At 63.5% G+C, this 23,493-nt stretch carries 27 protein-coding genes; 10 read left to right on the forward strand and 17 right to left on the reverse strand.

The window, feature by feature from the left end; translation table 11 throughout:
* The 6 genes from AUR66_RS05665 to AUR66_RS05690 form a co-directional block, all read right to left on the reverse strand.
* The coding region (locus AUR66_RS05665) for a signal recognition particle receptor subunit alpha (protein WP_058571520.1) at positions 1 to 1,039 on the reverse strand (1,039 nt) is incomplete at its 3' end.
* 18 nt (positions 1,040 to 1,057) lie between these two features.
* Positions 1,058 to 1,531, reverse strand: a complete 474-nt coding sequence (gene pfdA / locus AUR66_RS05670) for a prefoldin subunit alpha (RefSeq protein ID WP_058571543.1) — start codon at positions 1,529 to 1,531, stop codon at positions 1,058 to 1,060.
* The gene (rpl18a, locus tag AUR66_RS05675; RefSeq protein WP_058571521.1) at positions 1,531 to 1,707 is read right to left on the reverse strand and encodes a 50S ribosomal protein L18Ae; all 177 of its coding nucleotides are present in this window, start codon (positions 1,705 to 1,707) and stop codon (positions 1,531 to 1,533) included. The genes pfdA and rpl18a overlap by 1 nt, the downstream gene beginning before the upstream one ends.
* An 81-nt stretch (positions 1,708 to 1,788) precedes the next feature.
* A complete protein-coding gene (locus AUR66_RS05680) occupies positions 1,789 to 2,454 on the reverse strand; it encodes a translation initiation factor IF-6 (protein WP_058571522.1) in 666 nt (221 codons plus the stop codon).
* 3 nt (positions 2,455 to 2,457) lie between these two features.
* Positions 2,458 to 2,736, reverse strand: a complete 279-nt coding sequence (locus AUR66_RS05685; protein WP_058571523.1) for a 50S ribosomal protein L31e — start codon at positions 2,734 to 2,736, stop codon at positions 2,458 to 2,460.
* 3 nt (positions 2,737 to 2,739) lie between these two features.
* Positions 2,740 to 2,892 carry a 50S ribosomal protein L39e gene (locus AUR66_RS05690; RefSeq protein ID WP_007544136.1) on the reverse strand — a complete coding sequence of 51 codons (153 nt, stop codon included), beginning with the start codon at positions 2,890 to 2,892 and terminating at the stop codon, positions 2,740 to 2,742.
* A 160-nt stretch (positions 2,893 to 3,052) separates the two neighbouring features.
* On the opposite strand from AUR66_RS05690, the gene AUR66_RS05695 reads away from it, so the two are divergent.
* Positions 3,053 to 3,994, forward strand: coding sequence for a DMT family transporter (locus AUR66_RS05695; protein WP_058571524.1), 942 nt, complete (start codon positions 3,053 to 3,055; stop codon positions 3,992 to 3,994).
* 15 nt (positions 3,995 to 4,009) lie between these two features.
* On the opposite strand, the gene thpR is transcribed toward AUR66_RS05695, so the two are convergent.
* Both thpR and AUR66_RS05705 read right to left on the reverse strand, forming a co-directional pair.
* Entirely contained in the window at positions 4,010 to 4,564 is a 555-nt protein-coding gene (thpR, locus tag AUR66_RS05700) for an RNA 2',3'-cyclic phosphodiesterase (RefSeq protein WP_058571525.1), read from the reverse strand.
* A gap of 41 nt (positions 4,565 to 4,605) precedes the next feature.
* Complete coding sequence (locus tag AUR66_RS05705; protein WP_058571526.1) at positions 4,606 to 5,208, reverse strand: histidine phosphatase family protein; 603 nt, start codon at positions 5,206 to 5,208, stop codon at positions 4,606 to 4,608.
* Positions 5,209 to 5,299: 91 nt separating this feature from the next.
* Between AUR66_RS05705 and AUR66_RS05710 the strand changes: the two genes are divergently transcribed.
* Positions 5,300 to 6,040, forward strand: coding sequence for a tetratricopeptide repeat protein (locus AUR66_RS05710; protein ID WP_058571527.1), 741 nt, complete (start codon positions 5,300 to 5,302; stop codon positions 6,038 to 6,040).
* Positions 6,040 to 6,342 carry a DUF424 domain-containing protein gene (locus tag AUR66_RS05715; protein WP_058571528.1) on the forward strand — a complete coding sequence of 101 codons (303 nt, stop codon included), beginning with the start codon at positions 6,040 to 6,042 and terminating at the stop codon, positions 6,340 to 6,342. Before AUR66_RS05710 ends, AUR66_RS05715 begins: the two co-directional genes overlap by 1 nt.
* Positions 6,343 to 6,416: 74 nt before the next feature.
* Here the strand turns inward: AUR66_RS05715 and AUR66_RS05720 are convergent, their stop codons facing one another.
* On the reverse strand, positions 6,417 to 7,463 hold the full coding sequence (locus AUR66_RS05720; protein WP_058571529.1) for a PAS domain-containing sensor histidine kinase: 1,047 nt from the start codon (positions 7,461 to 7,463) through the stop codon (positions 6,417 to 6,419).
* A gap of 358 nt (positions 7,464 to 7,821) precedes the next feature.
* Here AUR66_RS05720 and sufS point away from each other — a divergent pair, with 358 nt between their 5' ends.
* The gene (gene sufS, locus AUR66_RS05725) at positions 7,822 to 9,096 is read left to right on the forward strand and encodes a bifunctional cysteine desulfurase/selenocysteine lyase SufS (RefSeq protein ID WP_231727768.1); all 1,275 of its coding nucleotides are present in this window, start codon (positions 7,822 to 7,824) and stop codon (positions 9,094 to 9,096) included.
* Between the two features lie 51 nt (positions 9,097 to 9,147).
* On the opposite strand, the gene AUR66_RS05730 is transcribed toward sufS, so the two are convergent.
* Positions 9,148 to 11,967, reverse strand: coding sequence for a G8 domain-containing protein (locus AUR66_RS05730; RefSeq protein ID WP_058571531.1), 2,820 nt, complete (start codon positions 11,965 to 11,967; stop codon positions 9,148 to 9,150).
* Positions 11,968 to 12,134: 167 nt separating this feature from the next.
* Here AUR66_RS05730 and AUR66_RS05735 point away from each other — a divergent pair, with 167 nt between their 5' ends.
* Together AUR66_RS05735 and sufU are read left to right on the forward strand one after the other, a co-directional pair.
* Complete coding sequence (locus AUR66_RS05735; RefSeq protein ID WP_058571532.1) at positions 12,135 to 12,710, forward strand: mechanosensitive ion channel domain-containing protein; 576 nt, start codon at positions 12,135 to 12,137, stop codon at positions 12,708 to 12,710.
* A 71-nt stretch (positions 12,711 to 12,781) separates the two neighbouring features.
* Positions 12,782 to 13,207, forward strand: coding sequence for a Fe-S cluster assembly sulfur transfer protein SufU (gene sufU, locus AUR66_RS05740; RefSeq protein WP_058571533.1), 426 nt, complete (start codon positions 12,782 to 12,784; stop codon positions 13,205 to 13,207).
* A 21-nt stretch (positions 13,208 to 13,228) separates the two neighbouring features.
* Here sufU and AUR66_RS05745 read toward each other — a convergent pair whose 3' ends face one another.
* From AUR66_RS05745 to htpX, 5 genes are all read right to left on the reverse strand, one after another.
* Positions 13,229 to 13,645, reverse strand: a complete 417-nt coding sequence (locus AUR66_RS05745) for a DUF1641 domain-containing protein (RefSeq protein ID WP_058571544.1) — start codon at positions 13,643 to 13,645, stop codon at positions 13,229 to 13,231.
* A 10-nt stretch (positions 13,646 to 13,655) separates the two neighbouring features.
* Positions 13,656 to 14,801, reverse strand: coding sequence for an NAD(P)/FAD-dependent oxidoreductase (locus AUR66_RS05750; protein ID WP_058571534.1), 1,146 nt, complete (start codon positions 14,799 to 14,801; stop codon positions 13,656 to 13,658).
* A gap of 473 nt (positions 14,802 to 15,274) precedes the next feature.
* Complete coding sequence (gene radA / locus AUR66_RS05755; RefSeq protein ID WP_058571535.1) at positions 15,275 to 16,306, reverse strand: DNA repair and recombination protein RadA; 1,032 nt, start codon at positions 16,304 to 16,306, stop codon at positions 15,275 to 15,277.
* A gap of 165 nt (positions 16,307 to 16,471) precedes the next feature.
* Positions 16,472 to 17,077: a PspA-associated protein PspAB gene (gene pspAB / locus AUR66_RS05760; protein WP_058571536.1), complete on the reverse strand. Its 606-nt coding sequence runs from the start codon at positions 17,075 to 17,077 to the stop codon at positions 16,472 to 16,474.
* A gap of 69 nt (positions 17,078 to 17,146) precedes the next feature.
* Entirely contained in the window at positions 17,147 to 18,028 is an 882-nt protein-coding gene (gene htpX / locus AUR66_RS05765) for a zinc metalloprotease HtpX (RefSeq protein WP_058571537.1), read from the reverse strand.
* A 118-nt stretch (positions 18,029 to 18,146) separates the two neighbouring features.
* Here htpX and AUR66_RS05770 point away from each other — a divergent pair, with 118 nt between their 5' ends.
* The 4 genes from AUR66_RS05770 to AUR66_RS05785 all read left to right on the forward strand — a co-directional run bounded on the left by AUR66_RS05770 (position 18,147) and on the right by AUR66_RS05785 (position 21,416).
* On the forward strand, positions 18,147 to 19,037 hold the full coding sequence (locus tag AUR66_RS05770; RefSeq protein ID WP_058571538.1) for an NAD-dependent epimerase/dehydratase family protein: 891 nt from the start codon (positions 18,147 to 18,149) through the stop codon (positions 19,035 to 19,037).
* Positions 19,038 to 19,089: 52 nt separating this feature from the next.
* The gene (locus AUR66_RS05775; RefSeq protein WP_058571539.1) at positions 19,090 to 19,524 is read left to right on the forward strand and encodes a twin-arginine translocation signal domain-containing protein; all 435 of its coding nucleotides are present in this window, start codon (positions 19,090 to 19,092) and stop codon (positions 19,522 to 19,524) included.
* 69 nt (positions 19,525 to 19,593) lie between these two features.
* Entirely contained in the window at positions 19,594 to 20,232 is a 639-nt protein-coding gene (locus AUR66_RS05780) for a phosphoribosyltransferase (protein ID WP_058571540.1), read from the forward strand.
* A gap of 56 nt (positions 20,233 to 20,288) precedes the next feature.
* Positions 20,289 to 21,416 carry a 60S ribosomal export protein NMD3 gene (locus AUR66_RS05785; RefSeq protein WP_058571541.1) on the forward strand — a complete coding sequence of 376 codons (1,128 nt, stop codon included), beginning with the start codon at positions 20,289 to 20,291 and terminating at the stop codon, positions 21,414 to 21,416.
* Positions 21,417 to 21,517: 101 nt separating this feature from the next.
* On the opposite strand, the gene AUR66_RS05790 is transcribed toward AUR66_RS05785, so the two are convergent.
* Complete coding sequence (locus tag AUR66_RS05790) at positions 21,518 to 21,712, reverse strand: DUF7317 family protein (RefSeq protein WP_058571542.1); 195 nt, start codon at positions 21,710 to 21,712, stop codon at positions 21,518 to 21,520.
* A 474-nt stretch (positions 21,713 to 22,186) separates the two neighbouring features.
* Positions 22,187 to 23,493 (reverse strand): helicase C-terminal domain-containing protein (locus tag AUR66_RS05795; protein ID WP_058571545.1); only part of this gene is annotated, 1,307 nt, incomplete at its 5' end.

Raw genomic sequence — 23,493 nt, forward strand, 5'->3', positions numbered from 1 at the left:
AGATGGTGAGGTCAGGGCCGACGACGCGGTCTATCTTCTCCAACTGCGCCATGAGGTCGTTCGACGTGTGCAGACGACCGGCCGTGTCGCCGAGGACGATGTCGATGTCGTGCGCGTCGGCGTACTCGACGGCGTCGTAGATGACGGCCGCCGGGTCACCACCCTGTTCGTGGGTGATGAGTTTCTTGTCGAGTGCTTCCGCGTGCTCGCGAATCTGCTCGTTCGCGCCGGCGCGGTAGGTGTCACCGTTGGCGAGGACCGTCGAGTAGCCCTGCGTTTCGAAGTAGCGGGCGAGTTTAGCGATGGTCGTCGTCTTCCCGACGCCGTTGATGCCGGTGAAGATGAGGGTGACAGGTTTGTCTGCCTCGGCGATGCGCTGGTCGAAGTCGAACTGACCGACGCTGATGACTTCGTAGAGCGCGTCGTGGAGCGCCTCTTCGACGAGTTGGCCCGTGCTCTGGACCTGCTTTCGCGTCTCGCCGATGAGTTTCTCGCGGATGGTCTCGAGAATCTCCTCTGCGACCTGCATCTCGACGTCGCTCTGGAGGAGCGCCATCTCGAGTTCCCACAGCGGGTCTTCGAGGTCTTCTTCCTCGATGACGACTTTCCCGGTTGCGAACGCGGCGGCGCGCTTCAACCGACTCTTGCCGGACGACGAGTCGCTCTCGTCTTTCGTCGACAGTGCTTCCTTCGCCGCATCCGATGCGAGCGACTCGGGAGTCTCGCCGTCGACGTCTGCGTCGTCTTCGGTCTCCGCTTCGGGAGCGGATGTGTCGGCAGGTGCAACGTCGTCCTGCGAGTCGTCGACTGTCTCGGTGGTCGAAGTGACTGCTTCGTCGGAGTCGGCAGATATACCGTCTGTCTCTGCCGCCGTCTCGTCGACTTCCGCGTCGACGTCTGCGTCTGCGCTTGCGTCGGCTTCGGCCGCCTCAGCGTCGGCCGCTTCAGCCTCGGCTTCTGCCGCCTCAGCCTTCTCTTCGGCGGTGTCTTCGACGTCTTCCCGGAAGCGGTTGAGTTTCTTCTTCAGTCCGTCGAACATCTGAATAGGGGGTGAGGATTACTCGTCGTCGCCGTCTTCGCCTTCGCCCTGCATCTGCTGTTGCATCTGCTGCATCTGCTGCTGCTGCATCTGCTGTTGGGCCTGCATCGCCTGCTGTTCGATCTGTTCGCTCTCTTCTTCGAGTTCTTCGATCTGACCGCGGATGCTCGCGATCTCCTCGTCGAGCATGTCCTGCTTGCGTCGCAGTGCTTCGACGGCGTCAGACTGGTTCTGTTCGGCCGCGTAGTTGGCACCGAGCGAGACGATGACCTCGTCGATGTCCTGGACTTCGGCGCGGAGGTACGCGTCGCCGCCGAGCGGGACCTGCACGGTCGAACCCGTCTCGAGCGTCTCGATTGCCTCGACGGCCTCGTCGATTTCGGCCTTCTCGTCGTTGAGGTCAGAGACCTCGCCTTCGAGCGATTCGATTTCCTCGTCGAGTGCCTGCAGTTCCTGCGAGAGCTGCTGGAGTTGCTGCTGACCGCCGCCCATCATGCTGCGGACACCTCCGTGAGGTCGACCTTCGTACGTTTGATGCCGTGCTCACTTCCGATGAGAGAGAAGGCACGTTCTCGTGCGACGTTCTCGTTGGGTGCGTCCACAGTTTTCGTGAACTCGTGGGTCACTCCACGGCTGGTGAAGCGTCCAGAGATAGTGAACTGGCTCATGCACGTCGGTCGGGTGGCGAGCGGGAAGAGTCTTCCTACTCACGGTGAGAACGAGCCGCGAAAAGGGTGGACGAGACGCCCTCAGTCGATGTAGTCGAGAGCGTCTTCGATGCGACCCAGTTCCGGACCGGTCGTATCTTCGCCGACGATGTACGACTCGTCGTTGGCGACGAGGCCAGACCCGACGAGCGGTCCACCGTAGTTGATGGTTCCGAGGTCGGCGCGAACGTCGAGGAGCGCTTCGAGCGCTTCGAGTTCGGGTTCGCGGGACTTCGGGTGGCAGAGGACGCCACGGTTGTTGGCGACGGCCGCCATCCCGACGGTTCGAACGTCTGCGAGGTCGCCGCGTTCGACGGGGACTTCCAGTGCCTCTTCGACGGCCGCGACGGCCTCGTCGGAGAGGTCTGCGTGGACGTACGCGCCGTAGTCGTTCGCGAGAACGACGTTCCCAGCGGCGTTGATGCGACCGGGGAGTTCGTAGACGGGGATGTCTACGGCCTCGGCGAGTGCCTCCTTTTCGCGGGTCGTCGCACGGCTCGAGACGAGCAGTCCGTTCTCGTTACCCGTGGCTAACGCACCGACAGTTCCTGACCCGCCGACGGTCGTCTTGACCACCGGCACGTCGAGTTCCTCGGCCATCCGTTCGGCGAGTGAATCGTCGGCGTCGGGGCGAACGAGGAGGACGTCGTCGGTCGCCCGAGCGAAGACGCCGATGTAGGATGAACCGGCGAAGGAGGCGCGGAGCACCGTTTACTCTGCCGGTTCGGCTTCGACGACCGACTCGCCGTCCTCGTCGAAGCGTGCGGCGCGGACGCGGAACTTGCTCGGTGGGTCCTGACGGCCGCTTGCCCAGATGGTCTCGTTGATCTGGGGGTCGAGACGCACGTCGTCGGCGTCGACCTTGAAGTGCTTCGCGAGGTGCTCGCGGATGATCTTCATCGCGCGGCCTGCACGCTCGTAGGACGGGACTGCCTTCACGTCGCGGAGCGGGACGGTGACGACGCGCTCCTCGAAGTCGTTTGCGCTCATTGCTTACTCGTCCGTGTTGCTTCGCCGCCAGTTGCGACGCTTGGGGTTTCGCGTAACTTCCATGTCGGTCTTGAGCATGACCCACGCCGGGACACGACTGTTCTGACGTTCGAGCTTCGCCAGACGCTTCTTCTTAGCCTTCGACTTCTTACCCATAGTGGCCTACAGTTTCCATCCTCCGCATAAAATCTTGTTCCTTCGTGTTTGAGAGGTGTGAGAGGCGTCCACAGGGTCGAATCCGTCGAATTCACCCGTGGGTCGGTGGGTACCGGCCGAATCGACTCATTCAGTATCGTCGGCGGGAAAGTCCGGGTGAATGAGTCGGGTCCGTACACTCGTCGGCTTTCTCGCCCTCTCTGCGGTCTGGGGCAGTGCCTTCCTCGCGACCGAACTCGCCCTCGAAACGGTCCCGCCGGCGTTCCTCGCCGCCATTCGGTTCGACGTGGCAGCGGTGCTCTTGTTCGCGCTCACCATCGCCCGCGGCGACAGGTTTCTCCCGGCGGCGCGACACGAGTGGCGACCGATTCTCGCCGGCGGCGTGTTCAGCATCGGCGCTCACCACGCCCTCTTGTTCTCCGGACAGGTGTACGTCCCCGGGTCCGTCGCGTCTGTCCTCCTCGGTATCATCCCTTTGGCGACGCCGACACTGACCCGTCTGACCGCCACGCGGGAGCGACTCTCGCCTATCAAGGTGGCCGGTCTGGTCCTCGGCTTCCTCGGCCTCGTCGTCATCGCCAACCCGAACCCAGAGAACCTCCTGTCGTCGAGCCTCGTCGGTGCGGTACTGGTGTTCGGTTCGGCCATCGCGTTCGGTCTCGGGGCCGTCCTCACGCACGACAGCGAGACGGGCATGTCGCTCCTCGCAGTGCAAGCGTGGATGATGCTCATCGGGGCAGTGACGCTCCACGTGACGAGCATCGCGCTCCCGTGGGAGTCTGCCGCCGACGCGGTGTGGGTTCCGACGACGCTCGTCGCAACCGGATACCTCGCCGTCGTCGCCGGCGCGGGCGGATTTCTGCTCTACTTCTGGCTTCTCGACCGGGTCGGCCCCATCGAAGTCAGCCTCTTGGAGTACGTGATTCCGCTGTTCGCCGCACTCGCGGAGTGGGTCGTCCTCGACCGCGTCCCGACGCTGACGACGGTTGCCGGGTTCGTCCTCATCTTCCTCGGGTTCCTCCTGTTCAAGCGTGACGCCCTTCGGGGCGAACTCCGACGGGCAGTCGACCGGCGACAGCGACGCAAACCGGCCGACGACTGAGAAGCAGTGCGGTTGCTACAACGAGAATCGAGACACCGTCTCGTACTCGGGACCGTCGGGACCGAGTTCGCTCTTCTTCAATCGTACCTCACGCACGCGAAACGACCCGATGTCCGGGTCTTCGCGTTCGACCACGCGCCTCACGAGGTCCTTTCCGCGGGCGTCGTTCATGCGGGCGAGCGTGACGTGCGGAGAGAAGTCGTGGTTCTCGGGGTCGAACCCGATGGTCGTCGTCTCGCGTTCGAGTTCGTCGTGGAGGCGCGTCATCTCGGTGGCCCCGTCGTCGATACCAGTCCAGACGACGCGAATGTAGTCCAGCGAAGGGAAGACGCCCAATCCGCCGACTGAGGTGTCGAACTGGTCGACACCGGCAGCGTCGATGGCCGATTCGACCGCGTCTTCGACCGCAGAAACACGGTCTGGAGGCGTCTCACCGAGGAACTTCAACGTGACGTGAGCCTGTTCGGGGTCGGTGAATCGGAGACCACCCGCGTCTTCGAAGCGCGCCTGCGCCGCCGCGACACCCTCCGAGAGCGACGACGGCAGGTCGATGGCGAGGAAGAGGCGCATGGCAAATAGATGACTGGAAACAGACGTTAAGCTTCCGCCGCTCAGTCGCTTCCGGCGCCTGCTGCCGTCTCGTCCGGTGGCACCCACGTTCGCACGATTCCAGCGAGTTCGCCACCGAAGAACGTCGCTTCGTACACGTCGGGCATCGAGAGCGTGTTCCAGAACTCGTAGCCGTAACGTGGGTCGTACGCGTTGAACACGAGTGCCATGAGCGTCCCGTGGGTGCCGACGACGACGTGGCGACCCGGGTACGCCTCGACGAGTCGTTCGACTGCCGCGACACCACGTTCCTGTGCCTCGGCGTGCGACTCGCCGCCGGGATGTGACGCCGCCGGGTTCCCCCAGAGGTGTTCGACGGCCGAGTCGAAGTCCTCGACGTGTTCGCCGGCGAGTTCGCGCTCTCGAAGGTCCTCGTCCACGACGAGTGGAACGTCGGCGGCGTCGGCGATACCCTCGACAGTGGCGCGAGCGCGCTCGAACGGACTCGTGACGACGACGTCCGCAACGGCCGCCAGGTGGGCCGTGACGGCAGCAGCATCGCGTCGTCCCCGGGTCGAAAGCCCGCGACTCCGCTCGGCGTTGGGGACGTACGGCGAGTGGGCGTGTCGGACGAACGAGACCACAGTCGTCGAGGGGGCCTGCATTCTCCCGTGGTACGCCGACTGCCGCTAAAAAGCGGTCGGTGTCGCGCCTCTGACGTAGCGTTTAACCGCCGTGACTCCCAATCGCGCCTATATGACCGACGACGGCAAGCGACCCCACCGCTTCTCCGAAGGGCAGGGGTTCGACGAGGACTACTCCGACTTCTCGCTCGACCCACCCGAACTCACGGTGGACCCGACGAAGGTCGACCCGGTCGACTCGCGCGTCCTGACCGACATCCTCGACAAGCGAAACATCGACCCAGAGGACGTCGACGTGGAGAAACTGCTCGACGTAGGCCTCTCGTACATGCAAATCAACCGCTTCGAGGAGGCGACCGAGGCGTTCGAGCGGACTGCACGCTTCGCAGGTGAGGACTCGCCCATCGCACAAGAGGCGTGGGTGAACAAAGGCGCGGCGCACGCCCAACTCGAAGAGTGGGACGAGGCAGTCGGTGCCTATCAAGAGGCACTCCGCGTCGACGACGACAGCGAACACGCCGCGACGGCACACACCAACCTCGCGTACGCGCTGTGGGAGTCGGGCCAGACCGCCGACGCCCTCGACCACGCCGAGCGTGCCGTCGAACTCGACCCGCGCTTCGCGCAAGCGTGGTACAACCGTGGTTTCTTCCTCCACGAACGCGGCCTGAACGAAGATGCCGTCAACGCCTTCGACAACGCCATCCGCCTCGGCATGCGGACGCCCGCCGTCCACGAGGAGAAGGCGCGCGCCCTCGAAGAACTCGGTCGCGAAGAAGAAGCAGAACAGGCCCAGCAACAGGCCGACGACATTCGCGAGCAGGCCGAAGCGGAACTCGTCGAGGACTACTGATGCTCCTGCGTGAACGCGAGACCCCGGAAGGACTGCTCGTCTCGGTCTGTGATGCCGACTGCATCGGCGAGACGTACACCGACGGCGGTGTCTCGCTCGACGTGACCGAGGACTTCTACGGCGGTGAAGAGGCCGAGACAGTCGACCAGGACGCAGTCGTGGAGAGTCTCACTCGCGCTACCGTCGCCAACATCGTCGGCGAAGAGTCGGTGAACGTCGCTATCGACGCTGGCCTCGTCGACGAAGAGACGGTTCTCGAAGTCGGTGGCACGCTCCACGCACAACTCCTCTGGCTTCGATAACGCCGTCTCAGCCGTCCGGTTTTCTCGTGTTCTCCTCACCGCGAGCGACTGCTCCTGCGTCTCGTTCCGTCTCGTTACGTACCCAGTTCGACACCCGTGATTTCGAATCGAGCGCCGCCCGATGCGGACTCGGTCAGTTCGAGACACCACCCGTGGGCCTCGACCACCTGGGAGACGATAGAGAGTCCGAGGCCAGTTCCGTCGGTCGCCGACGAGTATCCATCCTCGAATACTTCGTCCCGTTCGTCGGCGGGGATACCGACGCCGTCGTCTTCGACGTAGAATCCCGGTCGGTCGTCGTCGGTGGTGAGCGTTCCGACCGTCACGGTCAGCGGTGAGTCGTCGTCTTCGCGCCCGTGTTCGATTGCATTTCGAAACAGGTTCTCGAAGACGTGGGCGAGGAGGTTCGAGTCCGCCTCGAACGTCGCGGAGTCGGCGACGACCAGCGACGCACCACCCGTCTCGACGTGGTCCCACGCGTCTTCGACTCGTGTGCCGAGGTCGACCGTCACCCGCTGTGTGACAGAATCGTGCCTCGCCAGCACGAGTGCGTCCGAGACGATTTCGTCCATCCGTTCGAGCGAGTCGACGACGCGGCCGAGACGGTCCGTCGCGATACCCTCTTCGATGAGCGTCTGGGCGTAGCCGAGGGCGACAGCGAGCGGATTGCGCAGGTCGTGCGACAGGATGCTGGCGACGTTCTGGAGTCTGTTCGCTTTCTCGTCGGCCTCGATTTCGGCGAGTTTCCGGTCGGTGATGTCCAAGTGGACGACCTGGACGTACGTCTCCTCGTCGTCGGTGAACCGGGTCGCTCGCATCGTGAACCACCGGCGCTCGTCGGGAGAGTGACACGGGTATTCGTAGGAGAACTCGTCTCTGTCACCGTCGATGACCGACCGAATCCCACTGGCGGCACCTCCACCGTTTCCACCGTCGCCGACTTCACAGACGCCGAGGTAGTTCGTTCCGATAGAACTAGAGTCTCCGGCGTAGTCGTTCTCGTCGCCGAATTCACGCCACGCCTCGTTGGTGTAGAGAATCTCACCGTCCGTGTTCAGAACCGCGAGTTGCATCGGGAGTGCGTCCAGACTGGACGTGGCGAGAGGAGGCGAAGGAGACATACGCACCTAGAGACGCGTCCACTACTTTATTGACACGCTCGGGACATTCGTCCTCGCTAACACCTATAGGTCCCCACAGCGACGACACAGACTGTGCCCTCGCAATCGACCACACACCCCGCCGTCCTCGTCATCGCCGTGGCTGGCGTCGTCGAGTGGTACAGCTACCTTCAAGACCTGAACCGGTACGCGTCGTAGGTCAGCATTCCGCGAAACGACGACCAATTTCTCGCGGAGGCCCTGCAGTCGTCACCGGTCCCGGCAACGGATGCCAGTTCGCGTAACGGGTTTCAGTTTCACAGAAACGCGAGGACCGAAGACGTGTTGTGCCTCGGGTGGTAACTCACTCCCAATGGGAGTGCAGGAATCGTACCCTGTCGACGTCGACGCCATCCGCGAGGACTTTCCAATCCTCCAGCGGAAGGTCGGCGGCGACATCTCGACGCCCGGCGAACACGACGACGACACCGTCCCCCTCGTCTATCTCGACAACGCGGCCACGAGTCACACCCCGAAGCACGTCGTCGACGCCATCGTCGACTACTACTACGGGTACAACTCGAACGTCCACCGCGGCATCCACAGTCTGAGCCAAGAGGCCTCCGTCGCCTACGAGAACGCCCACGACAGGGTCGCCGAGTTCGTCGGTGCCTCCGGCGGCCGCGAGGAAGTCGTCTTCACCAAGAACACCACCGAAGCGATGAACCTCGTCGCCTACGCGTGGGGCCTGAACGAACTCGGTCCCGGTGACTCGGTGGTCCTCACCGAGATGGAGCACCACGCCTCGCTGGTCACCTGGCAGCAAATCGCCAAGAAGACCGGCGCCGAGGCGCGCTTCATCCGCGTCACCGACGACGGCCGACTCGACATGGAGCACGCGAAGGAACTCATCGACGACTCCACGAAGATGGTCTCCGTCGTCCACGTCTCGAACACGCTGGGCACCGTCAACCCCGTCTCCGAACTCGCCGACATGGCCCACGACGTTGGCGCCTACATCTTCGTCGACGGCGCGCAGTCGGTTCCGACCCGACCAGTCGACGTGGAAGCCATCGACGCCGACTTCTTCGCCTTCTCGGGCCACAAGATGTGCGGCCCCACGGGCATCGGTGCGCTCTACGGCAAGCGCGACATCCTCGACGAGATGGACCCGTACCTCTACGGCGGCGAGATGATTCGGCGCGTCACCTTCGAGGAGTCGACGTGGGAAGACCTGCCGTGGAAGTTCGAGGCGGGCACCCCCTCCATCGCACAAGGTATCGGCTTCGCCGCTGCCGTCGACTACCTCGACGACATCGGCATGGAGAACGTGCAGGCCCACGAGGAACTCCTCGCCGAGTACGCCTACGACCGTCTGAGCGAGTTCGACGACATCGAAATCTACGGCCCGCCGGGCGACGACCGAGGTGGCCTCGTCGCGTTCAACCTCGACGGCGTCCACGCCCACGACCTCTCTAGCATCCTCAACGAGCAGGGTGTCGCCATCCGCGCCGGCGACCACTGTACGCAACCCCTGCACGACATTCTGGGTGCTGCGGCCTCCACGCGGGCGTCCTTCTACATCTACAACACGAAAGAGGAAGTCGACACACTGGTCGAAGGGCTGGAAGTCGCACGCGACCTGTTCGCCTGAGTACGACCCGTACTGCACCGCGAACGAAGTGAGCGCAGCGTAACAGGTGGGCTACTGTTCCCGGACGAACACCGTGTACATCCTGTGCGAGTCCGGGTTCCCGCCGAGTCGAACCGTCCCCGCGTCGAACGCTTTTTGGTAGACGCGTCGCGTCCCGTCCGAGGTGCCGATAGTGTCGCCGGTGTCGGTCCACCCCGAGAGCCATCCGGGTGACGAGTCGGTGTCGACGGCGACGTAGACTGTCGCGGGTGACGAGAGTGTGAGCGTCAGGAACGACCGGCGCGACGAATCGCCATCGTCGTGTTCCGGTCGGACGTAGGGGAGTCCCGTGTATCGCCCGGGGACGGTCAAGAACGTCGCGTCGTCGTAGACGGAGAGTGGTTCGTCGGACCGGAGGCGGCCCAGTTCGTATATCGACCCATCCGCAGAGTGGACGCGTTCGAGTGGTCCGAGCGAAGGAGCAGTCGACTCGCCGTCGCCATCGACGACGAACCCGTTTTCCACGCCCGCGGGACTGGCGGCGTCTGGCGGTCGAACCGCCCCTTCGACGGCGAGGCCGAACGCGTCGAACAACTCGGCGTTCGACTTCCCGACGAGTGCGTTCGGCGACACGTCGCTCAAGTCCGCGAACGGGTCGTCGCCGGGGTCTGCGGCCTGTACGTCGGCTTTCGTCGGGAACGGAACGAACTCCGGTGCTTGTTCGGCGAAGTACACCTCGTCACCGTCGCGTCGGACGTGCCCCTCCGGGGTGAAGAGGCCGTAGAGGTGGTCGTCGAGTTCGGCACTGAGGAACGTATCGGCGCGGCCGCCGTCGGCGAACTCGACGTTCTCGACGTCCACCTGTTGCTTTTTGGACCAGCGGCGGTCCGTCGTGCCGCCGATGACGTGCACGTCCACGTGGTTGTCGAGTCGGCCGCCACGAATGGGTGCCGACCCCCGAGGTGGCGCACGAATTCCGACGAACCAGCCTTCGATGTCAGGGTTCTCGACGTGGACGTTCGCCGGCGCGTGGTTGCGGTTGATTCCGACACCGCGACGGCCGCCCGCGCCCGAAACGAGCGTCGGGTTCCGGACGACGACGTTGGCGCTATAGCGAATCGAGATGCCGTTTTCGCCGCCCTGTGCGCCGCGTCCGTTGGGCGGTCTGAGTCGGTCCCACTGACTCACGTGTGACCCGATGTTGAAGGCCGTGAAGTCCTCGACGACGCTGTAGGCGTCGACTCGGTCGTGCGCGAAGGTGAACATGTGCCGCGAGATGTCGAGGCCGCCACCGGAGGCGAAGACGGTGTTGCGGGCGAACGAGGCGAGACGGACGAAACTCGACGGGACCATCCCGTCTTCGACGCGGTCAGAGCGAGCGAGTTCGGGTTGGCCGTCGAGTGCTTCGACAGGGACGTTCGGAACGTTCCCGACGAGACTACCCAGTGCCTCGGGCGAGACGTCGGCGTCGGGTTTCGCGCGGTTCCAGTAGACGAACCCGTAGTGTCTGTGCCCGGCGGCGACGTTGTCCTCGACGGCGACAGTCGGCCCCTGAAACCAGAATCCATAGCCGCCGTGGCCGAAGTCGTCGATGTTCCCCGGCGACCCGGCTTTGAACTGCCGCCCGTCGGGGACCGACCCGGACCCGTGCGAGCGCAGGGCGAGGTTTCGGCGGAACGTCCCTCGTTCGGCCCCCGTCTCGGCGACGAACCCCGCGCCGAAGACACGGAACGAGACGTTGTCCTCGAATCGGACGTAACTCGCGTGGTTGACGTAGCCCCATCCGGGACTCCCGTCGACGACGCACCCTTCGACGACTCGTGGAGGGTTCTCGGTGCCAGTTCCGGTTCGGTGGAAGTGACAGGCGTAACGGGCCTGTGGGTTCGGGTCGGCGTCTTTTGGAGGGACGCCGTTCGTCGGGTCGGTGAAGGGGCGCGACTTGTCGGTCCGGCCGAGTGCGGAGAACGCGGCGTGACTGACGTGCACGTCGTCGCTCATGAACATCACGTGCCCGCGGCGCTTCGTTCGCGTCGACTCCGATTCGAGCGTCACCGCTCGGTCCATCGCGGCGACGACACCCGAGAGCGACTCACGGGGTGGGACGTGGTCGAATTCGAGCGGTGAGTCGAGACGAATCCGTGACCCCTCGACACCAGCAATCGTCACGACTTCGTCTTCGTCTCGGTCCGGGTGCATCCCGGCGAGGACGAGCGCATCTCCGGTCTCCCACCCGGTCGGTGAGTCGGGGAGGTGGAGTTCGGTCTCTCCCGCGTGAGGGGAGCGTTCGAGGCGAAGCCAAGGGGTTACGGACTCACCCGCGATGCGGACCGTCGCGCCGGCGAGCGTGAGTAACCCACGGCCGATGCGTTCGGGGTCTGCCGACTCGTCGAGCGGCCCCCTATCGAGGAAGGTGATTCGCGCACCGGCGTCTCGCTGGACTGGGTTCTCGGGCGTCCCGAGTTCGAGCGTCCCCGTCTCTGTGACCACGAGCGTCCCGAGCTGGAGCAGCGTCGTCGTCGTCGGGTCGACCCGAAGCGTCCCGTCGACGCGGACCGTCCGAAGTCGGGGCGTGGCTTCGTGGTCGAGTGTCACCGTCACGTCCGCCGGGATGTGCACGCGAGCATCGTCACTGGGGACTGATTCTTCCCACGAGTCAGAGGCGCGCCACGGACCACCTGTCGCACGGTGTGTCACGTCGTTCTCGGCGACGAGTGCGCGGACGTGGTGGGCGTCGGAGTGGTCGGGGTCGCCTCCGAGTCCGGGCACGTCGGGGACGCCGGCGAGTGCACCAGCGGTGCCAGCAGCGCCCGCGCCGAGTCCGGCGAGGAAGGCACGGCGCGTCGTGAGGAGGGCGCAGTCGGTCGAGTTCGGAGATGGAGGGTCGTCGCTCATAGTGACGTGACGTTCTGAGTGGAGTGAACGTCTGTACGCATTGAATACACCTCAATAAGTCTGAAGGCCGTTTTGCTGACACCTCGGCAGCGACCAGCAACGTCGGGGACGTGGCCTGTCACCAGGTGGGACAATGTCTATAGCCCGCTGATACGACAACCGACCGTATGCTCCAATCGGTGACCGGGTTCGTCTTCGACGTCCTCGAAAGCACACTCGTCGAGTTCGGCAACGTGATTCGCGACGCGGCACCGAAGGTCCTCGCCGGTCTCGTCTTCGTCGGCCTCGCGTACGTCGGTATCAGAGTCATCCTGTACCTCCTTCGCGGCGCACTGGACGGTCTCTATCCAGAAGAACAGGAACTCGTCGTGGACCTCGGCGTCGCCATCGCCGGCGTCTTTCTGTGGTTCGGGACGGCGCTGGCGCTCTTGAACATCGTGGGGATGGAAGAGATTGCGGCGAGTCTCGGGACCGCAACCGGGTTCATCGCGCTGGGCGTCTCCTACGCGCTGTCGAACATGATTGCCGACACCGTCGCCGGCGTCTATCTCCTCCGTGACCCCGACTTCAACCCCGGCGACCGTGTGAAGGCCGACCCGGTCACGGGAACCGTCTCGGCCATCGAACTGCGAAAGACGCGATTCGAGAGCGACGAGGGAGACACCGTCGTCGTCGCCAACCGCGACGTAGAGAAGAAGTGGACGAAGTACGACGCAGAGTCGCCAGCAGCGGACACGGCGTAAGCGGTGAAATCGGGCGATTCGACGGCCCGGAACCCTTTTACGGCGCTCGGGCGTACCCCCGACGAACACCAATGGGCATTGGCTCAGACATGTATCGTCAGCAGATTTTGGACCACTACAAGAACCCCCGCAACCACGGTCGGCTGGAGTCGCCGACGTTCACCCACACGGGGGAGAACCCCTCCTGCGGCGATACGATTACGATGGACGTGCAGCTCGCCGACGACGGCGAGACGATAGAGCGCGTCGCGTTCTCCGGCGATGGCTGTGCCATCAGTCAGGCGTCCGCGAGCATGCTCACGCAACGACTCCCGGGCACGACGCTCTCGGAACTCGACGCGATGGACACCGACGACATCACCGAGATGCTCGGCGTGGACATCTCTCCCATGCGAATCAAGTGTGCCGTCCTCGCGCGACAGGTCGCACAGGACGGCGCGAAGATTCACGACGGCGAGATAGAAATCGAGAAGACGAAGACCGAAGACGACGCGTAGACCGACCGGACTCCTCGACGCTTACTTCTCGTCGTCCGCTTGCGCGCCGAGCGCCGCGGCCAGCGCGATGAGGTAGCCGAGGCCGGACTTCACGTTCGGGTCGCGGGTGGCGCGGACGAGTCCCATCGCACCGACGGGTTTGGCGTCTGCTTCTTCCGCGTCGCCGACGGCGTTGAGCAGGCGTTTGATGCCTGCGACGGTCTCCGGTTCGGCGGCCTCGTCTGCGACTTCGGCGAGGGTGCTGCCGGTGCGCGCGAGGGAGTGGACCATCTCGTCGTCGACGGCACCGACACCGAGTTCGACCACGTCGATGAGGTCGTTGATGAGGCCGAGTCGTTCGATGAGCACGGCGACTTCTTCGGGGTTGTTCTCGATGGCCGCCACGAGTTCCTCGGGGACCTGCTGTTCGGTCGTTTGGGTGTTTTCTTGTTCCTGCATCGTCCTCACCTCAGAGCATTCCTCTGGCGGTCAGCCAGTACGATTCGTTGTACGCGTGTTTCGCCCAGTGGATGGTCTTCGACGGTCGCCGCATCGTCGCGGGCGTCTCGTAGTCGAACGAGACGAACGACGCCTCGTCGAGTCCGGTCTCGACGAAACAGACGGTCTTGCCGTCGTACTTTTTCGTGGGCGTGCGGTCCCGGACCTGCGAGGCGAGTCGCTCCGCGACGGTGAACGCCTGGAAGTGCGCCGCACTGCCGGCTTTCGGAATCGGGAGCGACGCCGTGTCGCCGATGGCGTACACGTCGGGATCGGCGCTCGCCTGCAAGGTTCGCTGGTCGACGTCGACCCAGCCATTGTCGCCGAGGCCCGACTCGATAATCATCTCGTCACCGCGGTGTGGCGGGATGCCCACGAGGAAGTCGTAGGCGAGTTCTTCGCCGTTCTTCGCGGTGATGACCCGGTCGTCGGGGTCGATAGCGTCCACGACGAACTCCGTCTCGACGCGAACGTCGCGTTCGGCGAGAAGCGGGTCGGCCCATTCGGCGACTTCAGGCTTGCCGTGGCTTCGGTCGATTGGGTACGTGTAGACGAGTTCGGTGTCTGCACGAATCCCCTGGTCGCGGAGCCAATCGTCCACGATGAGCGTGAACTCGAGCGGTGCGGCCGGGCACATGTGGGGCGTCCCGACGACGCTCAAGACGAGACGGCCACCCTCGAAGTCGGCGAGTGCCTCGCGGAGTTCTTCTGCACCGCGGGCACTGTAGAAGTGGTGTGCGGCCTGTTTGAATCCGGGGACTGCGTCGGGGTCGAGTTTCGCGCCGGTCGCGAGGACGAGTTTGTCGTACTCGATGACCTCGTCACCGTCCTGGCAGTAGAGGCGCTTTTCGTCGGTGTCGACGCGGCGAACCCGGTTGGTGACGATGTTCACTCGGTCGTCGACGAGTTCGCGGAGGTCACGAACGCCGTCTTCGGGTTCTGCGAGACCGAACGGGACGTAGAGGAACACCGGCTTGTAGACGTGCTTCGTGTCGTCTGACACCAGTGTGACTTCGACGTCGCCGGCGTCTATCTCCGCGGCGAGTTCTTCGGCGAGGCGGTTCGAAGCCACCGTGCCACCTGTACCACCACCGACCACTGCGATTCGTTGTGTCATCGTGTTCACCTTGGTTGAGATATCGGCCGCTACGGGGGTAGTATTGCACCCTGTTTCCAACATTGTGAGAAGTGAGATAAACTGTGCCACATGTGAGAAAATAGCACGAGCGCGGCTCCTCGAACGAGACTCCGTTTGCCGGTTCGTGCGGAAACGACGCCTCGAATCGAGTTGGTCGTCCCACGTAGCCCAGTCGGTCTGCGTGTGTTTGGAAGCAATCTGAAAAACAGAGAGAGGAGCCGATAGCGGTCGCTCGGCGGCGTCAGAAAGGGGGGAAAGAGATGGGGTCGTCTGAAGAGCCTTATTCGGGCTTCAGACCGCCGTCCTGTACACGCCCACCTTTTGCGCTGCGGGCTGCGTCGCAGCCCTCGGCAAAAGCTGGACCAAAAGCCTCGTCACTCCCGGTGGTCGCTCCTCGGCCCGTTCGGTCGCTCCGCTCCCGAACGGTGAAAACGGAGAGTAGAGAGTGAGCCTTATTCGGGCTTCAGACCGGCGTCCTGTACGCGCATGACTGCTTCGCCGTCGGCGAGGTTCGGCGCGTCCACGAGGCGGACGATACGCTTGTCGCCCTTGGACTTGCGGAGGTAGATGCGGAACGTCGAGGTGTGGCCGAGGATGTTGCCACCGATAGGCTGGGTCGGGTCGCCGAAGTAGGAGTCGGGGTTCGACGCGACCTGATTCGTCACGAGGATGCCCGTGTTGAACAGGTCACCGATGCGCATCAGGTCGTGGAGGTGCTTGTTGAGCTTCTGCTGGCGTTCGGCGAGTTCGCCACGGCCGACGTACTCGGCGCGGAAGTGGGCGGTGAGCGAGTCGACACAGAGCAGGCGAACCGGCCAGTCGGTGTCTTCGTGCTCGCCGGCGAGTTCCTTGGCCTTCTCGGCGAGGAGAATCTGGTGGTTGGAGTTGAACGCCTTCGCCACGTGAATCTTGTCGAGGACGTCGTCGACGAGTTCCTGCATCGTCTCTTCGTCGTCGACGGAACCTTCGATTTCGCGGTCTGCGAGCGTGGCTTCGAGCACGTCGTCTTCGAGGCCACGGACCATGTCGTCGATACGCTCCGGGCGGAACGTGTCTTCGGAGTCGATGAAGATACACCCGCCACCCAGGCCGCCCTGTTCGGGCGGAAGTTGGACGTTGACGGCCAGTTGGTGCGTAATCTGGGACTTACCGGCACCGAACTCACCGTAGACTTCGGTGATGGACTGCGTCTCGAGGCCGCCACCGAGGAGTTCGTCGACTTCGTCGATTTGCCAGCTCAGCTTGCCGATTTGCTTGCGTCGTTCGAGGACCATCGAACCGGTCTCGAAGCCACCGACGTCGGCGGCGTCGCGGGCGGCGTTGATGATGTCCGAGGCCGTGCTGGAGCCGATGTCGGCCTTGTTCGAGAGTTCGCCAGGGCTGGCGACTGCGATGGACTGATAGCTGTCGTAGCCGCTCTCAACGAGTTTGTCGGCGGTCGCCGGGCCGACGCCGGGGAGACTTTCGAGGTCGTCTTCTGCCATACACCGTCGTTCCGCCTATACCCACATAAACCCTCGTTAACAGCAAGGTGAAAGTGAAATCGGGGGACTGCGGCGACCCGATGACGAACGTCTGACGGAGGTTGAAGTCGGATGTCGCGCTAGCGACGTGGAGAAGCGTGGAAAATCAGTACGCAGACGCGGGTGTCACTCCCACGGGTGGCCGGACGGCGTCGAGGGCCACAGCGGGTACCAGTATCCCTCGTCGTCTTCGATTTCGAGTTCGCCGTCGAGGACGGATTCGAGTTTGAACTCCAGTTGCTGGTTCCGCTTCGAGGTCCCTTGCGGCGCGAACGGGTAGTACGCGCCGCGGCGGAACGAGTAAATCCAGTAGACGCGGTCGCCGCCTTTCCGGAATCCGAAGAGCGCCGCGAGGAGACGCGACCCGTAGCCACGCTCGATGAACTCGTCGGCGGCGAAGTGGACGCTCGTCACGAGGTCCTCGGGGTCGTCGTCCGCGAGGACGACCCAGTTGTAGCCGTGACCGTCGGTGTGGCGTTTGAATTCGGTGCCGGTCTCTTCACCCCCGGCACTGAGAATTGCCTCGACGGAGTCGACGGTGTCCGCGAAGTCGGTGCTGTCTACGGAGGAGAAACAGAGGGCCGCCTCGTCGGCCGAGTCGAACCCGAGGTCCGCTTCCATCGTCAGATACGCCGTACTCATGCCGAAGAGGTCGTCGGGGTCGGCCCGACTGGTCGCGTCCGACTCGGCGCTGATGCCGAGGGCGGCGCGAAGCGAATCGAAGAGTCCCATGCCCACCGCTAGGTGTGGCGGTAACTTAGCGTCGTGGGGCGAAACCGGGGGTGAAAAACAGCGGCCGACTCAGATTGTCTCCATCTCGCGCTCCATGTCGCGGAGGCGTTCGACACGCTTCTCCGTCGAGGGGTGCGTGCTGAACAGGCGACCGATGAAGTCGGACTTGATGGGGATGATGAAGAACGCATTCATCTCGGAGGTTTCGCGCATGTCACGCTTCGGGACGTTCTCCATCCGGCCCGAAATCTTCAGTAGGGCGGACGCCAGCGCCGACGGGCGACCCGTGATGATGGCGGCCCCGCGGTCTGCCGAGTACTCGCGGTAGCGCGAGAGGGCCCGAATGAGGAGGTAGGAGATAATCCAGACGACCAGCGAGGCGAGGATGGCGACGATGACCGGCATGTTCTGGCGGTTGTCGTCGCCGCCGAAGAACCAACCCCAGCGAACGATGAGGAAGGCGATGCTGGAGAGGAACGACGCGATAGTCATGACCATCACGTCGCGGTTCTTCACGTGCGCGAGTTCGTGCGCGAGGACGCCCTCTAACTCGTCGTCGTCGAGTGTGCGCAGGAGACCAGTAGTGACGCAGACGGCCGAGTTCTTCTGTGACCGGCCCGTCGCGAAGGCGTTCGGGACGGACGTATCCGAGATTGCGACTTTCGGCTTGGGCAGGTCGGCTTGCTGCGAGAGGCGGCCAATCATCGCGTGGAGTTTCTTCGCCTGTGGCCCGTCGTCTTCGTCGACGACGTGCGCACCCATGCTGTAGAGTGCAATCTTGTCGCTGAAGAAGAACTGGGCGAAGAGGAAGGTGCCCATGAACACGACCATGATGGTCAGGTTCTGGAAGTAGGCGACCAACACCCCCGCGAAGACGATGTAGAGTGCGAACAAGAGGAACATCGTGAACGCCATGCGCCCGCGAAGTCCCCAGTCCGGTTTCCATTCCATACCCCGTGATTAGTAATCCGGCTAATAAACGCTGTTGGAGTGCGATAGGTTCGCACACTGGCAGCGGAATCGTGCTGCAATGCGTGGATTTAGCACGACTGCGGTACACCGGCCACGTATGGAGACAGTCATCGTCACCGGTGCCCTCGGGCGCTCCGGTCGCTGGATTACCGACCGACTCGCCGACGACTACGACGTGGTTGCCGTCGATTTAGACCACCCCGGGTTCGAAGTCGACGCCCGCGAGAACCTCGACTTCCGCGCCGCCGACCTGACGGACATGGGCGAAGTGGCCGACCTGATGGCTGCGGTCGACCCCGACGCAGTCGTCCACTGGGCGGCAATCCCGTCGCCGACCCGCCACGCCGGCAGTCGCGTCTTCGAGACGAACGTCCAATCGACGTACAACGTCCTCGTCGCCGCTGCTCGCGCCGATGCACGAATCGTCTGGGCGTCGTCAGAGAGTGCCTACGGGTTCGCCTTCGCCGAGGAGAAACCGCTCCCCGACTTCCTCCCGATTACGGAAGACCACCCGCTCCGTCCCGAAGACCCCTACGGGACTGCCAAAGTCGCCGGTGAGGAGATATCGAAGATGGTCGCCCGCAAGCACGACGCCTCGACGTGTGCCATCCGGCCGTCGTGGATTCAGTATCCCGGCGAGTACAACTGCCGCGATATTGCGTCGTCGGGTGACCTCGCGGGCGGTGCAGGGAACTGCTGGTCCTACGTGGACGTGCGCGACGTTGCAGGACTCGTCGCCGCCGCCCTCGACACACCTGCCGAGGGGCACGAGGCGGTTCACGCGGCGGCCGCAGAGAACTACCTCGGGCGGCCAACCGCCGACGCTGTCGAGGAGTTCTGGGGTGAACTGCCCGACGAGTGTACCCTCGATGGCGACGAATCCGCTCTCGCGACGGTGAAAGCGGAACTGCTGTTCGACTGGGAACCCGCCCACTCGTGGCGTGAGGCGGCCGACGAGGAGGTTCCGGAACCGACGCTCTGGGAGTGAGGGCGAGTCGGTAATACGGAGGTTTTTGTTACCACTTCATCAGTTAGTAGACATGAATCGGCGTCACTTTCTGGCCTCGACCGGAGCCATCGCCACCACGGCGATAGCCGGGTGTTCTGCGCTCTCGAACTTCGGAAAGAAACTCAACGTGACCATCATCAATCGGGACCAAGAACGTCGTTTCGTCTGGCTAGAACTCCTGCGGAAGAACGCCGACGAACTGGACGAAGCAACCGTTTTCGACGGAGAAATCCAAATCCCAGCAGCGTCCGACACCGAGGCGTCGGTCGTGAAGCGAGACGACATCGCCGAGAGTCGCCCGTACGTCGTCCGAATCGACATCCTCAACGTCCGAAGACGAATTGCACCGTACCACTTCTACCCAGACTGTGTCGGCGAAGATGGACCAGAAGAGCGGCTCTACATCGATATCTCGACAGCGGACGACGGGCGCACACACGTTGATTTCAACCAGAACGGCTGCTGAACAGCAGTTCGCAATCGACAGAAACCGAGACACACTGTTTTCCCGGCCGGGCACCTATCTCTAGAAAACATGTTCGCCGATAGAAAAGACGCGGGTCGACGGCTGGCCGACCTGCTCGATGAACGGGGCGAAGAGGCGGACGTCGTCCTCGCCATCCCACGGGGAGGACTTCCAGTCGGGAGGGAAGTGGCCGACCGACTCAGAGCACCGGTCGACGTAGTGGTCGCGACGAAAGTCGGCGCACCGGGCAATCCAGAGTTGGCGCTCGGGGCCGTCGCCGGCGACGGAAGCGCGTGGTGGAACGAAGACTTGCTCTCGTACTTCGACGTGACCGACGAGTACCTCGACAGGGAGCGCGAACGCGAGGCAGAGACCGCACGGGAGAAAGTTTCGCTGTACCGCGGCGGCGACCCACTTCCCGACGTGGAAGGAAAGCGCGTCGTCGTCGTCGACGACGGTATCGCCACGGGGGCGACCGCTCGCGCGTGTCTTCGGCAGGTCGTCGCCGCCGGCGCAGAACGCGTCGTACTCGCGGTTCCCGTCGCACCGCCGAACACCGTCAGAGAACTCGAAGACGAGTGCGACGAAGTCGTCACCGTCGAAGCGCCCGAAGCGTTCGGTGCCGTCGGCGTGTTCTATCGCGACTTCTCGCAGGTGTCTGACGAGGAGGCCGCCGAATACCTCGAACCAGAGGAAGTCGAAGAGTAGACCGACCGTCGAAGCGTGGCGCGGAACTTAAGCGGTCGAACGGACTAGACCCGCCAATGAGCGAATCTCGCGACTTCTGTCCCCGATGTGGGGACCCCATCCCGGAGCGGGAGGACCCACTTCCCGGGATGCCTCGTGAACGAGACGACGTCGTCTGCGACTCGTGTTACTTCGAGGACTTCGACCTCGTCGACGCACCCGACGAGGTACAGGTCCACGTCTGCGCACAGTGCGGTGCGATTGAGCGCGGTAACCGATGGGTCGACGTCGGGGCCCGTGACTACACCGACATCGCCATCGAAGAGGTATCGAACTCCCTCGGCGTCCACCTCAACGCCCAGGAGGTCAGTTGGGGCGTCGAACCCGAGCAGGTAGACGAGAACAACATCCGGATGCACTGTCACTTCTCGGGCATCGTCCGCGGCACGCCAGTCGACGAGTCTATCGTCGTGCCGGTGAGCATCTCGCGCGAGACGTGCAAGCGCTGTGGCCGCATCGCCGGCGGGTACTTCGCAAGTCTCGTACAGGTCCGCGCAGACGACCGGACACCGACGAAAGAAGAGGCCGAAGAGGCCATCGAAATCGCCGAGTCGTACATCGCAGAGCGCGAGGAGAAAGGCGACCGAGACGCGTTCATCTCGAGTATCAAACGGACGCCAAACGGCCCGAACATCAAGATTTCGACCAATCAGATGGGAAGCGGCGTCGCCAAGCAAATCCGCGAACGCTTCGGCGGAACCATCGAGGAGCACCCGACGCTCGTCACCGAGGACGGCGACGGGAACGAAGTCTACCGCGTCACGTTCGTCGCACGACTCCCCCGCTACACCGCCGGCGACGTCATCGACCCCGAAGACGGCGACGGCCCCGTCCTCGTCAGGAGCAACCGTGGCCGCCTCAAGGGAGTTCGTCTCGCCTCCGGTGAAGACTACGAGTCCGCCTTCGAAGACGGCGAACGACCGGACGCCGAACACCTCGGGTCGACCGAAGACGCCGAAGAGACCACCGTCGTCACCGTCGAAGACGAGTACGCGGTACAGGTCCTAGACCCCGTGACGTTCGAGTCGAAGACCATCCCACGACCGGACTACTTCGACCCAGACGCGGCGATGGTACCGGTCTTGAAGAGCCAGTCGGGACTCCACATCCTCCCAGACGAAGCAGTCGAAGACGCAGACGAGTAAGCAGCGGCTGCTCGAACAGAACGCGGAGATTTTCTAAAACAGTCGCTGTCGAGAGTCAGCGCCGCGAGAACCAAGAGTACGGCGTCGAAGGGAGGGCCGAATCAGTCTGCACTCGCCGAGTGGTCGGTAGACGTTGCTGTGACAGGTGCATCGTCCTCGCGCACCGGAACGCCGTGGCGCTGGAGGGCAACACGAAGTTCGTCCTCGGAGAACCCAGAGCGGGTCGCCGCCTGCGAGAGCGTCAGTGTTCCACTACGATACAGTGTGATCGCCGTGGCGAGTGCGTTGGAGTGCATGACCGATACCCCAACATCAATGCCCTTGGTGTTAACTATTTCGTGAGAAAGCGTGTCAAAGACATAATTAAGGACAGTATAGATTTACGATTGTAGACCGGACATCGATATCGCACTCAATCTGCCCAAGACCATTAACAATCATTGAAGATTTGTGTCGTAGCGACGAGAACCCTTGGACGGAGTGAGTATTTTACCAGTTTTACGAAATAATATCGCATATTAACACGTTGCCGACGACGTCAGTGAGACTCGAACGCCGCCGATGGGTCCCGGCAGGGTCGCTCACCGACGAACGTCCGTCGTTTACCAGCAACCGCTCACGCCGTTATCAGTCACGCGAACCGGTGCACAAGCGTTAATTACCACATTCCCGAGAAAACAGACATGGACCGCCAGCAACTCATCGCGCTGACGCTCGTGGCACTGATGATGGGGTCGACGCTGTTCTACGGAGTCAGTTTCATCCTGTAATCACTCGCCCCACACGTCCGAAAGCGGGTGACTATCTCGACTCTCGTCGTCGGACTCCCCCGAGTCAGAGCGATTGCGCCGGGTCGACTGTCCCCCGCCCGTTCCACTCGCCCGAGTGCTGTTCGACCCCGACCCCCCAGTCCGACCACCGGACCGGGACTGCGAACGCTGCGACGACTGCCCACCGAGATTTGCACTGCCGAGACTCGAATGGTCACCGTGGGCATTGCTCCCGCGTCCGCCGGCGGCGACGGGGTCGAACTCGGGGAGGTTCGGGTTCGTCATCCGGTCAACTTGCTCTGCGAACCAGTCGGGCATGTCGCGGCGCGTCTTCTCGAACAACTGGAGGAGACTGCTGTCGGCGATGTAGGTGTCGCCGTAGTCGTCGGGCGCACGGACGACCCGGCCACACGCCTGAATGACAGTCCGCAAGGCCGTACGTCGGTACCACGACCACTGTCCATCTTCGAGGCGGCGGGCGACGCGGGAGTCGTTCGTGTTGAGGTACGGTGCCTTACACAGCACCTGCCAGCGACACAGGTCGCCCTTCAGGTCGAGTGCCTCTTCCATCTTGACCGAGAGGAACACCTCCGGGTCGTCTGTGGCCTTCCACGTCTCCAACTCGGCGTTACGGTTGTCTCGGTCGTGGGCGTGGATACGGTTGCCGAGGCCCATCTCGGCGAGGCGGCGGCGGAGTTCAGCCTGAATCGCGTAGGAGTGGCAGTGAATCAGCCCTTTCTCGTCGGGGTGTTTCGCCATCAGACGGACGACGAGACGGGCGATTTTCGGGAGTGTTTCGTCGCGGTGTTCGTAGGTCATCTTCCCCTGCGTCACGTCGTACAGCGGGCGATTTTCGACCGGGAAGGTGTGGCCAACGTCGACGAGTGCGACGTTCGCGGGGTTCAGTCCGACCGACCGGCAGAACGCGTCTTTGTTCAAGATCGTCGCCGACAGGAGGGCGAACCTGTTTCCGCGGTCCCAGACGGTGTGCTGGAGGTACTTCGCCGGGTCGAGCGGTTTGATGGCGATGGGTGACCCTTCACCGTCGTGCTGGTCGACGACCCACGTCGTCGGACTCTGAGGGTCGCGGTAGTCTTCGACGAACCACGTGAGTTCCGAGCGGAGTTCCTGTAACCGGTCGCGGCGGGCGGCCTCCTCCGGGGTCAACTCGGACTTCGTCAGCAACTCGTCTTTCGCACGCTTGCAGACACCGGCGAGCGTCTCGGCGAAGCGCGCGGCGCGTTCGACCGGGTCGCCCGCGTCCGAGAGGTCCGGCACACCGATGTCGTCCCACACCGGGACCGTCC

The organism is Haloferax profundi (genome assembly GCF_001469865.1).
GTDB lineage: Archaea > Halobacteriota > Halobacteria > Halobacteriales > Haloferacaceae > Haloferax > Haloferax profundi.

Bases quoted from the DNA above. Each gene is read 5' to 3' on its own strand.
- pfdA (WP_058571543.1), bottom strand. From the start codon at position 1,531: ATGGGCGGCGGTCAGCAGCAACTCCAGCAGCTCTCGCAGGAACTGCAG.
- rpl18a (WP_058571521.1), bottom strand. From the start codon at position 1,707: ATGAGCCAGTTCACTATCTCTGGACGCTTCACCAGCCGTGGAGTGACC.
- AUR66_RS05685 (WP_058571523.1), bottom strand. From the start codon at position 2,736: ATGAGCGCAAACGACTTCGAGGAGCGCGTCGTCACCGTCCCGCTCCGC.
- AUR66_RS05690 (WP_007544136.1), bottom strand. From the start codon at position 2,892: ATGGGTAAGAAGTCGAAGGCTAAGAAGAAGCGTCTGGCGAAGCTCGAA.
- AUR66_RS05695 (WP_058571524.1), top strand. From the start codon at position 3,053: ATGAGTCGGGTCCGTACACTCGTCGGCTTTCTCGCCCTCTCTGCGGTC.
- thpR (WP_058571525.1), bottom strand. From the start codon at position 4,564: ATGCGCCTCTTCCTCGCCATCGACCTGCCGTCGTCGCTCTCGGAGGGT.
- AUR66_RS05705 (WP_058571526.1), bottom strand. From the start codon at position 5,208: ATGCAGGCCCCCTCGACGACTGTGGTCTCGTTCGTCCGACACGCCCAC.
- AUR66_RS05710 (WP_058571527.1), top strand. From the start codon at position 5,300: ATGACCGACGACGGCAAGCGACCCCACCGCTTCTCCGAAGGGCAGGGG.
- AUR66_RS05715 (WP_058571528.1), top strand. From the start codon at position 6,040: ATGCTCCTGCGTGAACGCGAGACCCCGGAAGGACTGCTCGTCTCGGTC.
- AUR66_RS05720 (WP_058571529.1), bottom strand. From the start codon at position 7,463: ATGTCTCCTTCGCCTCCTCTCGCCACGTCCAGTCTGGACGCACTCCCG.
- AUR66_RS05730 (WP_058571531.1), bottom strand. From the start codon at position 11,967: ATGAGCGACGACCCTCCATCTCCGAACTCGACCGACTGCGCCCTCCTC.
- AUR66_RS05735 (WP_058571532.1), top strand. From the start codon at position 12,135: ATGCTCCAATCGGTGACCGGGTTCGTCTTCGACGTCCTCGAAAGCACA.
- sufU (WP_058571533.1), top strand. From the start codon at position 12,782: ATGGGCATTGGCTCAGACATGTATCGTCAGCAGATTTTGGACCACTAC.
- AUR66_RS05745 (WP_058571544.1), bottom strand. From the start codon at position 13,645: ATGCAGGAACAAGAAAACACCCAAACGACCGAACAGCAGGTCCCCGAG.
- AUR66_RS05750 (WP_058571534.1), bottom strand. From the start codon at position 14,801: ATGACACAACGAATCGCAGTGGTCGGTGGTGGTACAGGTGGCACGGTG.
- radA (WP_058571535.1), bottom strand. From the start codon at position 16,306: ATGGCAGAAGACGACCTCGAAAGTCTCCCCGGCGTCGGCCCGGCGACC.
- pspAB (WP_058571536.1), bottom strand. From the start codon at position 17,077: ATGGGACTCTTCGATTCGCTTCGCGCCGCCCTCGGCATCAGCGCCGAG.
- htpX (WP_058571537.1), bottom strand. From the start codon at position 18,028: ATGGAATGGAAACCGGACTGGGGACTTCGCGGGCGCATGGCGTTCACG.
- AUR66_RS05770 (WP_058571538.1), top strand. From the start codon at position 18,147: ATGGAGACAGTCATCGTCACCGGTGCCCTCGGGCGCTCCGGTCGCTGG.
- AUR66_RS05775 (WP_058571539.1), top strand. From the start codon at position 19,090: ATGAATCGGCGTCACTTTCTGGCCTCGACCGGAGCCATCGCCACCACG.
- AUR66_RS05780 (WP_058571540.1), top strand. From the start codon at position 19,594: ATGTTCGCCGATAGAAAAGACGCGGGTCGACGGCTGGCCGACCTGCTC.
- AUR66_RS05785 (WP_058571541.1), top strand. From the start codon at position 20,289: ATGAGCGAATCTCGCGACTTCTGTCCCCGATGTGGGGACCCCATCCCG.
- AUR66_RS05790 (WP_058571542.1), bottom strand. From the start codon at position 21,712: ATGCACTCCAACGCACTCGCCACGGCGATCACACTGTATCGTAGTGGA.